Here is an 11669-nt window from a genome sequence, read left to right as displayed (position 1 = left end):
GAGCAAACAGCAAAGCGAGCAGTTCATCCGCGATGTGCTGCAAGAGAGTGAGAACAGTGCCTGACCTCGTGTTCCGCAAGAGCAGCTACAGCTCTGGGAACTCACAGAACTGCGTCGAAGTCGCCCATCTCCCCACCGACTTCCGCACCAGCAGCTACAGCGGCCACGCTCAAAACTGTGTGGAGGTCGCTGACCTGCCCTGTGGGGCGGCTGTGCGCGACTCCAAGCACCCCGAGCTGGGCCACCTCGCCTTCAGCGCTGCCGAGTGGTCGGCCTTCCTCACCACCCTCAAAGACAACGCCTAACTTTCTCCCGCCACCTGGCCCGCGCCCTCTCCCCGCCGTCACGGCCGGGCGGGGGCGCTGTTGTCGTCGGGGGTGGCGGTGCGCAGGGTGTGGGCGAGGTCGCCGGCGCCTGAGACGTCGGCGCGCTTGTCGGCCACGGCTTGGCCGAAGTCGAGTTGGCCCGAGGCCAAAGCGGTGACGGTGGCGAGGTCGGTGGCGATACGCGCATCGGGCGCCTCGGCGGGGCCGTCAGCGTAACCGGCCTCATCTGCATCACCCACGCGCAGGTGGAAGATGCCCTCGTCGAGCGAGATCTCCACGACACCCCTCGCGTGGGCGCTGTGACCAGCGATAATCTCCAGGAGGGGGAGCGCGAACCAGTGCGCGCGCAGCGCGTCGGTGGGGCGGCGCTCCTCTAATACAGCAGACTCCCACTGGGCGAGCGCGGTCAGGGCGGGCAGCAGGCCGCGCCCGCGCGGGGTGAGGTCGTAGACTCCGGCGCCGGCCGGCCGCGGGAGTCGACGGTGCTCGACCAGGCCGTCGCGCTCCATCTCCTTGAGGCGGGAGGCGAGGACATCGGTGCTCACGCCCGGCAGGTCGGCGTGCAGGTCGGTGTAGCGGCGAGGGCCGGCCAGCAGTTCGCGGACGATGAGCAGGGTCCAGCGTTCCCCGACCACATCCAAGGCGCGGGCCACGGCGCAGAACTGGTCGTAGCTTCGTCTGGGCATGGCTGTAGTTTAACCGCCTAGTTGGACTGTCCAAGTGAAAACTTGGTAGAACCAAGTAAGATTGTCGTGTGCCCACGCGCCGCCGGGAAGGACAGCCATGGAGTTCAAGCAGTCGAGCAAACTGTCGGGGGTCTGTTACGAGATCCGCGGGCCGGTGGTGGACCAGGCCAACGCGCTGGAGGAGGCCGGCCACAGCGTGCTGCGGCTCAACACCGGCAACCCGGCGTTATTCGGGTTCGAAGCGCCCCAACAGATCCTCGACGACATCATGCGCGGGCTGCCCGAGGCGCACGGCTACTGCGACGCGCGCGGGTTGGCGCCGGCGCGCGAGGCGGTGGCGCGCCACTACCAGGGCCAGGGCATGAGCGTGGACGCCGGCGACGTCTTCTTGGGCAACGGGGTCTCTGAGCTGGTGACGATGGCGGTGCAGGCGCTGGTCGACGACGGCGACGAGGTGCTGATCCCCGCACCGGACTTCCCGCTGTGGACGGCGGTGACCACGCTGGCCGGCGGTACGGCGGTGCACTACATGTGCGACGAGGGCGCCGACTGGTTCCCCGACCTCGACGACATCGCCGCCAAAATCACCGACCGTACTAAGGCGATCGTGCTGATCAACCCGAACAACCCCACCGGCGCGGTCTACTCGCGCGAGGCGGTCGAAGGGGTGCTCGATCTGGCGCGGCGCCACCACCTCGTGGTCTTCGCCGACGAGATCTACGACCGCATCCTCTACGACGATCTGGTGCACCACAACGCCGCCGCGCTCGCCCCCGACGTGTTGTGCCTGACCTTCAGCGGCATGTCCAAGGCCTACCGGGTGGCGGGGTTTCGGGCCGGGTGGATGGTGGTGTCGGGGCCGCGCCACCACGCCGCCGACTATCTGGAAGGGTTGACGATGCTGGCCGGCATGCGGCTGTGCCCTAACGTGCCGGCGCAGTTGGCGATCGAGGGCGCGTTGAGCGGGCGGATGGGCATCGAGGAGTTGGTGCTGCCCACGGGCCGGTTGGGGATGCAGCGCGACCGGGCGTGGGAGGCGCTCAACGCGATCCCGGGCGTGTCGTGTGTCAAACCCAAGGGGGCGCTGTACGCCTTCGCGCGGCTGGACCCGGCGGTGCACCGTATCCAAGACGACGAGCGCTTCGTGCTGGACCTGCTGTTGCAGGAGAAGATCCACATCGTGCAGGGCACCGGTTTCAGTTGGCCCCGACCCGACCATTTCCGCATCCTGACCCTGCCCCACGCCGAGCAGTTGGAGACCGCGATCAACCGGATCGGGCGGTTTTTGGCCGGGTATCGGCAGTAACGCGCGAGGCGGCGCCGGTGGTGGCGGGCGCGCGGTGTCGTAGCGCCTGGGCTGCGGCGCGCGGGTGGGCGCCCCAGCCCGGGGGCTGAGGTTCTGTTTTTTGAAAAGGTCGGCGTGAGCGAGGGGGAGGCGGAACGGGGGAGCGTGTCCGCTGTCGCCCCCGCGGGCTGCCGAGATCGCGAAGCGATCGAGGCACGAGCGGACGACGAGCACTCCCACAGCCCCCACCCCCAGCCGTTCGAAAAGCAGAATCTAGGTGAAGTGGCGCCGGCTGTAGCCGCGCAGCAGCAGCGTCAGCACGGCGGCGTTGTAGGCCACCCCGATGAGCAGGTAAGGCCACAGGGTGCCGCCCTTAGCGGCGACCCAGTAGATCTTGGCCGGCCAGTAGGAGGGCAGCAGGCCGAACAGCCACTCCCAGGGGGTGGGGATGAAGTAGGGCAGCATCGGCAACCCGAGCAGGAGTAGCCCGAGCGCGCGCACGACCGCCATGCCTTCCACTTTGTTGTCGGCGATCAGGGCCATGCTCAGCGCCACCCCCGCGGCCACCAATCCCGCGCACAGTCCGGCGGCGGCAGTGCCGGGCAGGGTTGACCACGCCATGAGCCCGCTGAGGCTGGTGCTCACGACGGTGTAGACGGTGACGGCGGCGATGACGGTGGTGACGCGGTAGGCGGCGAAGCCCGTCAGTGAGGCGGGGGTGACGCGCACCGCGTGCAGCGTTGCGGTGTCTTTTTCGTCCAGCAGTAACAGGCCGGCCAGCGCGCCCAGGATCGCCGCCTGCCCCAGCACCGTGAAGAAGGACACGATCAGGGGGTAGTAGGCCACCAGGTCGACGCCGTAGCGCTGGTCGAGCAGCTCGGTCAGCGGCGGCACCGGGAACCGCACGAGGGCGGCGTAGGCGAACGGCGCCACGATGAGCATGCGCAGCAGCGAGTCGCGGCGGATGCTGACCAGGTCGTTGCGGCCGAAGGCCAGGAATGTGGCGGTGGTCCTCACTGTCCCTCCCCGGCGACGATGTAGCGGTCGAAGGCGCGCTTGGCCAGCAGCGCCAAGGCGGCGATCCACAGCAGTTGGTAGCCCACCGCGTAACCGACCTCCCAGGCGGTGGGGGTGAGCTGGTCGAAGGCGGCGCCGAAGAGGATGAGCGCGCCTTGGGTGGGGATCAGGTAGAGCAGCCAGTGCTGCCATAGCCCCGAATAGTGCAGCAGCGGCAGGCTCAACACCGCCAGCAGGAACGACACCGGAAGAATCCAGTCGGTGATGGAGGGGTAAGGCACGGCGGTGACGAAGCTGACCAGCAGCATCAGCACGGTGGTGACCACCACGCCGGTGAGCATGGGCACGGCGGCGAAGTCCAGGCCGTGGGCACCCACGATGATGATCAGGCTCAGCACGACGCTGAGCAGGGTCAGGCTGAGCAGTTTGGCCAGCAGGTAGTCGCGGAACCGCAGTGGGGTGACCACGAGGGCGAACAGGGTGCGTTCGCCCTTTTCGAAGAACACCGAGCCGGCGATGAAGAAGAACGCGACCACGATCAGGTCGCCGAAGAGCACCAGCGGGGCGGCGACGTCGCGGTAGTCGGCGGGGATGGGCAGCAGGATCGCCAGCCACAGCACGGCTGAGAAGAGCGCGGCGTAGCCGAACCCGTAGCGTTTCTGTAGGCGCAGCTCTAGGCGGGCGCTGCTGCGCAGTCCCCGCAGCGCGCTCATGTCAGGCTCCGTCCCGTGGCCTCGACGAACACGTCGTTGAGGCCGGCCTCTTGGCTGTGGATCGACTCCACTCGCGCCTGGCGCAGCAGGGTGTGTAGGGCCTCGTCGTCGGCCAGCCCGTCGAGGGCGAATTCGGCGGTTTCCAACGGGGCGCCCTCGGTGCAGCGGTACTGCACCCGCACGGTCCGTTTGCTGCGGGCGAGTTTGAGTTCGGCGGGGGAGTCGAGGATGGCGATGCGGCCGTCGACGACGAAGGCGACCCGGTCGCACAGTTCCTCGGCGGTGGCCATGTCGTGGGTGGTCAAAAAGACGGTGCGGCCCTGGTCACGCAGTTCGGCGATCATGTCTTTGACGATGCGGGCGTTGCGTGGGTCCATGCCGGAGGTGGGCTCGTCGAGGAAGATCAGCTCGGGGCGGTTGAGGAGCGCGCGCACGAACGTCAGTCGGGTCTGCATGCCTTTGGAGAACCGGCCGACCTGGGTGTGGGCGTCGTCGGCCAGGCCCACGCGCTCCAGCAGCGCCATGGGGTCCTCGGTGGCGCCGCTGTAGAGCGAGGCGAAGAAGCGCAGGTTTTCCAGGGCGGTGAGCTTGCGGTAGTGGTTGGGTAGTTCGAAGGAGACGCCGATGCGCTCGTAGTAGCTGTTGCCCCACTCTCGCGGTGTCTTGCCCCAGACCCGCACGGTGCCCTGTCCGTCGGGGAGCAGGCCGATGAGGATTTTCTGGGTGGTGGACTTGCCCGCTCCGCTGGGGCCCAAAAAGCCGAAGATCTCGCCGGAGCGCACCGAGAACGTCATGTTGGTGACGGCCGGCTCGGCGGCTTTGGGGTAGCTGAAGTTGAGGTCACGAACGTCGATGACGGTGGGGGTCGTGGTTGCGCCCCCGGTGGCGATCGGTTGTCCTACGTGGGTCATTCCTCGTGCTCTTTCGGGGTGTGGCCGGTCTCGTGGTCGTGCCAGCGATCGCGAATCTGGAGGTATTCGCGTTCGAGGAAGGCGTACATGTCGTAGAGGTCGCGCAGCCGCTGTAGGTCCTGGTCGGGGGCCGAGGCCAAGCGGTTGAGGCCGTCTTCGGCCATGGTGCGCACGGCCGTGGCCTCGTGGACGCGCCGGTCGATCTCGCGGCGCCACATGCCTGGGCGTAGCCGGTAGTAGTGGCGGCGCGTGCCCGGGAAGCTGACCCGCTCCACGGCCTCGGCGCGTTGCAGCAGCCGCACCGCCATGCTGATCGCGCCGCGGCTGGCGCCCAGGGCGGTGGCGATCTCCTCGGCGGACTGGTGGGCGGGGGTGCACACCACCAGCCAGCCCAGCACGCGGCCCTCCATGCGGGGCAGGCCGCTGTCTTCGAAGAACTGGGCGAGTTCCTCGATGAAGGCGTGGCGTTCGGCTTCCACCTCACCGTCGGACACGAGGCACCTCCTCTTGCGGTCGATCGGTCCCGCTGGTGTCGCTCGAACTCTAGAGCCACTGCAATGAAATTTCAATAATTTCTGAAACTTCATCGTGAATGGGGGGATGGTGGACGTGCCAGCGGCAGCGGGGGATACCGGGGTTGGGGAACATTGGAACGAAATCCCGCGCTAAGCGTTCTCCCTGACCACAACGATCGGTCGGGGTAACCGGGTAGGTAATTCGCATGGGCAAGCACACGGAAATGGACAAGGACGCCGCGGCGCGGATCCAGTCGGCTGCGGCTAAGGACCCCGAGTCGGACTCGGCGCAGTCCGGGTTCGACTCCCGGGCCCAGTCGGCGGCCGACCGCCGCGAGGATGAGCAGGACCAGGACCGCGCTAAGGACGGCGACGGCGACTGATCCGGGGCTGCGTCAGCGCTTGCGGGTGGCCGGGTCGCGCTGGGACTGCCAGGCCGCCAGTGCTTCGGCCGAGACCCGGGCGTAGCGGGCCAGGCTGGCCACCGAGGTGTGCCCGGAGTAGGACAGCAGGACCGCGGTGTTGGCCCCGTCCTCGGCGGCATGCGTCAGCGCCGAGTGGCGCAGCTGGTGCAGGCTCGCCCCGCCCGAGGCGTGCTCGAAGAGTTCGGCGGCGCGCCGGTAGGAGGGACCTGAGGAGGATCGGTACAGGATTTAGCGGTAGCACTCTCCGTGACGATGATGGCCGAATGTGCACGCGCATGTTCTTGGCCCCCAGCCTCCTAGTAGCACTTCGTTAACTTGTGTCGGGTGGGTGCTGCTGTGCGAGGGGCCTGTGGCAGGTGTGGCAGAGGCTGGTCCAGCGCAGCAGCACCTCTTGCAGGGCGTCGAGCACCTGGTACAGACTCAGGCCGGCGTCAGGGGTCTTGGGTCGAGCCGTCTGAGGGTGAGGAAGGCATGGGCGGCGGTGACCAGGGTCAGGTGGTGGTGCCAGATCGCGCTGGTCAGCGCGAGGATGCGCTGCAGGACGCGGGTCATCACGCCCGCTGGTGTGCGGCCTCGGTGGCGCTCCAGATCCAACTGGCCCTTGAACGTCTCGTTGACCGACTCGATGATCTGCCGCAACGGCCGAAACAGCGGCGATCCGGGCCGCGGGGCCTCGCCCTTGCGGGCCGGGCGTAGCAGCCGGATGCCCACCTCGTTCAGAGCACGCTCGAAGCCGCGCCCGTAGTAGTTCTTGTCGCCGATCAGCCTCTGGCCCGCTCGCCCGGCCACCAGGGCGGGCTCGGCCTCCACCATCGACAGCACGGTCTCGCGCTCGTCGGCCTTGGCCCCGGTGAGCGCGAACGCGAGGGGAAGCCCGTGCAGGGTGCACACCAGGTGCCGCCGCAGCCCCCAGAAGAACCGCGAATGGGAGGCGCAGTAGCCGTACTCGGCCCATCCGGCCAACTCGGAGCGCTTGACGGTCTCCCGGGAGCGGCCGCATTCCACCGGAGTGGAGTCCACGGTCCACACATCGTCGGACCACAGCGCGGTGTCGACCGCGAGTAGCCGGATGACCTGCTGGATCAGTCCGGCGGCCTTGCGTAGCCGCTTGTTGTATCCGGGCGCCTGGGGCAGGTAGGGGAACAGGTGCCGCAGGTGGGTGCCGGCGTAGCGGATCCAGCGACGCTCGGAGGTGAAGCCGAGCAGGGCCTGCATCATCGCCAGGGTGACCAGCTCGGCGTCGGACAGCCGGGGGACGATCCCCGTGGTCGGGCGCCACGGCGCCAGTCGGGGTGATTGCCCCATCAGGTCGTCGGTTCTGACGTAGAGTGCGGTCGCGAGGGAGTTCAGTTCTGTCGTCACACACGGAGCTTGGACTCCCTCGTCTCATGCGCGCAGCCGGCCCCCTTGGAAGCAATCATCTAGCCGTGTCCCCAGTCCGGGTGCCGTAATCCGTACCGATCCTCCCCGAAGGCCAGCGGGCCCGCCGCACTCTGGTAGCCGTGGCCGCATACGGACATCCCGCGTGCCGCGGGGGCTGCCAGCCGCAGTGCCCAGTCGCGACATTGTCAACGACCCCCGACTTCCGTCCGCACCGATGGTTCCGGGCCGCCGCGACGAGCGTTTAGTGATCTTTCGCCGTGCTCAGTAATCCCGGTGCAATCCTCCCTTCCCCGAATCGAGGAGAGAGCTATGCCATCCGTATTTCGGATCGCCGTTGTGAGCTGCGTAAGCACTTTAGCGATTACCCTTTCCCCCCCTCCCCACAGCACTTGCCGATGCGGAGGACGTCGAAGGCGAGCGTAGCCAATCGGAGGCGACCGAGGGCATTCCACAGGGCAGTGACAGCTACTACACCACCGATGAGCAGTCCTCTCCCTCAACCCTTGCTGCCCAATCATGCGGAATCCAGGTGAACTCTCCCCACTACAGCCGTAGCTACGGAGAGATTCACACCCGCATAGTCAGCTTCTGCCGGGATCTCGTGCTGGTGTCCAACACGGTTTCGGGAAAAACGTACCGATCTCGCTGGTATGGCTGGCAGAACATTGGTGAACTCCCGGCTAAGACCAAGACCGAGGGAAACGTGCAGACGCATCGCCGTACGGTCACTGCGTCCTGTGACTTCGGATCCTGGTACAGATACCGCACCGAGGGGTTCGGCACCGTAAGCACCGGCTCCCAGACCTTCTCGGCCAGTGCTTACGAGCAGAACGACTCTGCAATCTATTGCGGATCCAATCCGTGAGGTATTTTTCGTTGCTGGCTGCTGCCGCGACTGCTGCGGCGGCAGCCAGCGGATGCTCTGACGCGGACAACGCCGGATCCCCCTCCCGCTCGGCTACGCCCACCAGCACAAGCCCTTCCTATGAGGGCGCGGTCTGGCGCGAAACCGAGCGGCGCTTCATTCCTGATGGACCGCCGGAATTAAGCGTTGAAGGCGTGATGGTGGAACCCTTCTATCGGAATTGGCCGGGAGAAAGTGGAGAGGTCCCCGAAAGCTTGAGCTGGGAGGAGGTCGACACGAGCGGTGACATCCCAACCATTACCGCGGAAGGGCACAGCGTTCCTATCCGAGTCGTCCACATGACCTACCCAACGGTCGGTGCCGATGGGATCCCCGCCCCCGAAAAGGCCCAGGAGCGGCGGTGCAGCGAAGTGCGCTCTGCGGCGGACTTGGAACTTCGCGCCGGTGAGTGCGCATTCGCTCCTACAGGAAACGGGTCCACCGCGATCGCCTTGGGGCCGACCGATCCCTGCGCCGAATACCACGTCGTGCAAGTCAGTTGGATCGAGGCATCAGTGTCGGTAGAGCCCATACCCGAGGCGTCGGCCTCCTATGGTTGGAGGAACACCGACAGCTGCCCGGAAGGAGCCTCCGATGCTGGTTGAGGGAACGCAGCGAGTCCTCGGAGCCATGTGCATCCCGGGGCTGATCACACCCACACGCGGTTGTTTCCGAGCCGAAGCCACCGTGACGGTCCCCGCGACCGGCCCCGACGGCGAGGACCGCTCCGAGCAGCCCTACCGGCCGGGACGGCCAGAACCGGGATCGAGCTTGCACCTCTGGCGAGGACTGGACATCACCGCCGAGCAGGAGTGGACGGTGCACCGCCCCGACGGGGAACGCATCCAGCGTGACGGGCAGCGCCTCACCCTCGAACTGGGCGGGTCCCGGCGTGTGCAGAACCTGAGCGACGATCCCGGGGACCCGGTCCCGTGGAGCTTCTGGACCGAGGACTGGATGGCCGAACTCCTCGAACCCAGCCGGCTTCTAGGGCTCATCGACCGCATCACCGCATTGCACGAGGAGGACGCCGACCTCATCCGAATCAGTGCACTACCCCACCACCGCCTACCCTCCCCCTACAACGGCGCGGCCGACACGCATATATCCTCCCTCGACCTCACAGCCGAGGCACACAGCGGCCGTATCCGCGAGATCCTCGCCCACCACGCCGACAGCAGCGTCGACCACTACCGCCTGCTCGAAAGTCGGGAAACCGCGGAAGAAAGCCCTGTGTATACCCAAGGGTGACAGTCAGCCGCCGGATTGGGTGGCTAGTGGGTGATGGCCTCGGCCCTCGGGGAGGATCGGAATGGATTTTGGCGGTAGCACTCTCCGTGACATAGGTGACTGAGCGTGCAAATGCGGGTTGTCGTTCCGGTTTTCCTCGCGCCACTGCCCTGTCCGAGAATCGGCCGTTTTCCGAACAGGAGGAGGTCGGTCGACGACGGCCAGCGTGAGTCGGCCTGCGGCACCCGCGGTGACGCAGGCCGACTGGTATGTCTACTCCTCGGCCGCGTCCGGGGCGCGCAGTGGGCGCAGCCCAGCCTCGACTTCGGGGTGGGGGAAGACATAGGAGCCCAGGAAGTTGATGTGGTCCAACCCCAGCGGGGACAGGCGGGCGCACATGTCCTCGGTGACGGGGAACCCCTCAGCGCGCAGGCGGGCCACGGCAGCGTCGATGTAGAGGCTGTTCCACCACACCACGGCGTTGAGCGCCAAGCCCAGAGCGCCAAGCTGGTCTTCGAGTCCTTCGCGGTAGCGCTGCTTGAGTTCGCCGCGGTTGCCGAAGCAGATCTTGCGGGCCAGCCCGTGGCGGGATTCGGAGACGTTGAGCTGGGCGGTGATCATGCGCCGGTAGCTCTGATCGTGCAGGAACTGCAACAGGTGCAGAGTCTTGAAGATGCGGCCGTAGTGGGCGAAGGCGTCACGGCGGCGTAGCCCGCGGTGCAGGTGCTCGATGACGCACAGGATGAACGCGGCCTTGTCCACACGGGCGACATGAGCCAGAACGTAGGGCCCATGAGCTGGCCAGGATCGCCTCGTCACCGAACCGCAGCCGAGGTCACGGCGCTACCGGGAATTTCTTCAGCAATCCTCCTCACCCCCCTAGGACAGCCGCGCCCGGCCGGTGGTCGGGTCGAGGTCGACCGGTGCGAGCTCCACGCGGGCGCGCCGGTCGGTGAGGAAGACCGGGCCGCTCGTGCGTCCGGCCAGCAGGCGGGGCAGCAGCCGCGCGGTGGCGGTGCGCCAGGTGATGACATCGGCCGCCCCACCCTTGCGCCGCACGCGGGCGCGCCGGTTGGCTAGGTCCAGCTCGTCGGCGTCCAGCGAGAGCACCTCGGTGGCCCGGGTGGCCGACTCATACAGCAGCCGCCACAGCGTGCGTTCGCGCAGTCCGAGGTGTTCGGCGGCCAGTACCCGCTCGATCTCGGCGCGGTCCAGCGCGCGGGTGCGGTCGGGCGTGCGCTGGCGGCGCCGGATCCGTATCAGCGGGTTGCCGGTGAGCCATCCCTGCTCGCGCCACCAGTTCGCTGCGGCGGCCAGGGCGTTGAGGCGGGCATTGAACGTTGCCGGCGCCGCGGAGCCCCAGGTGGCGGTGAACCATGCGGCGGCCCGGTCGGGGATCCGCTCGCCCTCCAACACCGACAGCGGTTGGTGGGCGCCGAGCCAGTCGGCCAGCGCACCCAGCGCGGTGGCATAGGAGCGGGCGGTGTTGGGGTTAGCGGTGGCGGCGAGGAACGCCTCGCACGCCTGGCCGAGAGTGGGCACGGCGGTGCCGGTCTCCAGCCGGTGGATCGTGCCCATCGCCACCTTCCGAGCGCTGTCGCAGATATCCATGGCGAGTCGCCACCGCGGCGCGGGGACGTTGCCCCTGGTCGGTAGCGACGTTACCGCAGATATTCATGTGCTATCTGCGGTAGGGCGAGCTGGTCGGTGAGCCAGTCGGGCAGGAGTTGGATCGGGGCGTCATGGGTGATGGCGTAGGAGCGTCCGTTCACCACGGAGTCGGGGCCGACGAGGTAGCCGCCGCGCCCGCCCGGCCCGCGCACGTCGATACCGGCCCCCAGCCGGGACCGGCCGCCCGAGACGCTGGTGATCACCCGCCCCGGCAGGGCGCGGAAGTACAGGTGCATGCCCCCGCTCGGGGTGGCAGTCGTCGGCGACGTCGAGGTCGAGACCGACGACGCCGGAGGCCCAGCAGCCGATGCCGACGTTGTCGCCGCGGCGCCAGGTTCGACGGACCTGGTCGGCCTCGGTGGTGGCGCTTTTCTGCCATCCGCGCCGGTCCGGGAAGTTTCCGCCGGGCGGGAGCGCGAACACGGCCAGGCCGCGGGCAACCGCCACCCGTGGTACTCCGGGGGGTTGTAGGCGTTGCCGCCGTACTCGTCGCACGCGGTCAGTTCGGCGCGCTCGTCCTCGTCCATGTACTCGTGGTGGCGCCATCCCGAGCACACGGCGTTGTAGCAGCCGCAGCCGGGGCACTCGGGGCACACCATCCCC

Annotated in this window: 13 protein-coding genes and 1 pseudogene; 4 read left to right on the top strand and 10 right to left on the bottom strand. The window is 67.7% G+C overall.

Translation table 11 applies throughout. The features are described 5' to 3' along the window. Window positions 1–56: 56 nt before the first annotated feature. Window positions 57–305, top strand: coding sequence for a DUF397 domain-containing protein (locus ABD848_RS21375; protein ID WP_344975645.1), 249 nt, complete (start codon window positions 57–59; stop codon window positions 303–305). Between the two features lie 38 nt (window positions 306–343). Here ABD848_RS21375 and ABD848_RS21370 read toward each other — a convergent pair whose 3' ends face one another. Beyond that, window positions 344–1012, bottom strand: coding sequence for a winged helix-turn-helix transcriptional regulator (locus ABD848_RS21370; RefSeq protein WP_344975642.1), 669 nt, complete (start codon window positions 1010–1012; stop codon window positions 344–346). A gap of 97 nt (window positions 1013–1109) precedes the next feature. Between ABD848_RS21370 and ABD848_RS21365 the strand changes: the two genes are divergently transcribed. Then, entirely contained in the window at window positions 1110–2318 is a 1209-nt protein-coding gene (locus tag ABD848_RS21365; RefSeq protein ID WP_344975639.1) for a pyridoxal phosphate-dependent aminotransferase, read from the top strand. A 252-nt stretch (window positions 2319–2570) separates the two neighbouring features. Here the strand turns inward: ABD848_RS21365 and ABD848_RS21360 are convergent, their stop codons facing one another. The 4 genes from ABD848_RS21360 to ABD848_RS21345 are packed head-to-tail and all read right to left on the bottom strand — an operon-like array spanning window position 2571 to window position 5432. Further along, a complete protein-coding gene (locus ABD848_RS21360) occupies window positions 2571–3314 on the bottom strand; it encodes a hypothetical protein (protein ID WP_344975636.1) in 744 nt (247 codons plus the stop codon). Continuing rightward, window positions 3311–4027, bottom strand: coding sequence for a fluoroquinolone export ABC transporter permease subunit (locus tag ABD848_RS21355; protein WP_344975633.1), 717 nt, complete (start codon window positions 4025–4027; stop codon window positions 3311–3313). The genes ABD848_RS21360 and ABD848_RS21355 overlap by 4 nt, the downstream gene beginning before the upstream one ends. Next, window positions 4024–4938: an ABC transporter ATP-binding protein gene (locus tag ABD848_RS21350; RefSeq protein ID WP_344975630.1), complete on the bottom strand. Its 915-nt coding sequence runs from the start codon at window positions 4936–4938 to the stop codon at window positions 4024–4026. Before ABD848_RS21350 ends, ABD848_RS21355 begins: the two co-directional genes overlap by 4 nt. Beyond that, window positions 4935–5432: a GbsR/MarR family transcriptional regulator gene (locus tag ABD848_RS21345; RefSeq protein WP_344975628.1), complete on the bottom strand. Its 498-nt coding sequence runs from the start codon at window positions 5430–5432 to the stop codon at window positions 4935–4937. The genes ABD848_RS21350 and ABD848_RS21345 overlap by 4 nt, the downstream gene beginning before the upstream one ends. 227 nt (window positions 5433–5659) lie before the next feature. On the opposite strand from ABD848_RS21345, the gene ABD848_RS21340 reads away from it, so the two are divergent. After that, window positions 5660–5836, top strand: a complete 177-nt coding sequence (locus ABD848_RS21340; protein WP_344975625.1) for a hypothetical protein — start codon at window positions 5660–5662, stop codon at window positions 5834–5836. A gap of 12 nt (window positions 5837–5848) precedes the next feature. Here ABD848_RS21340 and ABD848_RS21335 read toward each other — a convergent pair whose 3' ends face one another. After that, window positions 5849–6028 carry a tyrosine-type recombinase/integrase gene (locus ABD848_RS21335; protein ID WP_344975654.1) on the bottom strand — a complete coding sequence of 60 codons (180 nt, stop codon included), beginning with the start codon at window positions 6026–6028 and terminating at the stop codon, window positions 5849–5851. 270 nt (window positions 6029–6298) lie between these two features. Then, window positions 6299–7240: an IS982 family transposase gene (locus tag ABD848_RS21330; protein ID WP_344975622.1), complete on the bottom strand. Its 942-nt coding sequence runs from the start codon at window positions 7238–7240 to the stop codon at window positions 6299–6301. A 1519-nt stretch (window positions 7241–8759) separates the two neighbouring features. Here ABD848_RS21330 and ABD848_RS21325 point away from each other — a divergent pair. Continuing rightward, on the top strand, window positions 8760–9416 hold the full coding sequence (locus tag ABD848_RS21325) for a hypothetical protein (RefSeq protein WP_344975619.1): 657 nt from the start codon (window positions 8760–8762) through the stop codon (window positions 9414–9416). 252 nt (window positions 9417–9668) lie between these two features. Here the strand turns inward: ABD848_RS21325 and ABD848_RS21320 are convergent, their stop codons facing one another. From ABD848_RS21320 to ABD848_RS21310, 3 genes and pseudogenes are all read right to left on the bottom strand, one after another. Further along, entirely contained in the window at window positions 9669–10157 is a 489-nt protein-coding gene (locus ABD848_RS21320) for a Tn3 family transposase (protein ID WP_344975617.1), read from the bottom strand. A 117-nt stretch (window positions 10158–10274) separates the two neighbouring features. Further along, window positions 10275–10973 (bottom strand): tyrosine-type recombinase/integrase, encoded by a 699-nt coding sequence (locus ABD848_RS21315; protein WP_344975613.1) that lies wholly within the window; start codon window positions 10971–10973, stop codon window positions 10275–10277. A gap of 83 nt (window positions 10974–11056) precedes the next feature. Next, window positions 11057–11612, bottom strand: a pseudogene (locus ABD848_RS21310) (bifunctional DNA primase/polymerase). Window positions 11613–11669 lie beyond the last annotated feature (57 nt).

The sequence above is a fragment of the Salinactinospora qingdaonensis genome, from assembly GCF_039539445.1.
Classification (GTDB): Bacteria; Actinomycetota; Actinomycetes; order Streptosporangiales; family Streptosporangiaceae; genus Salinactinospora; species Salinactinospora qingdaonensis.
Note: the sequence above shows the minus strand (reverse complement) of the source record. Positions and strands in the feature narration are given on the sequence as shown.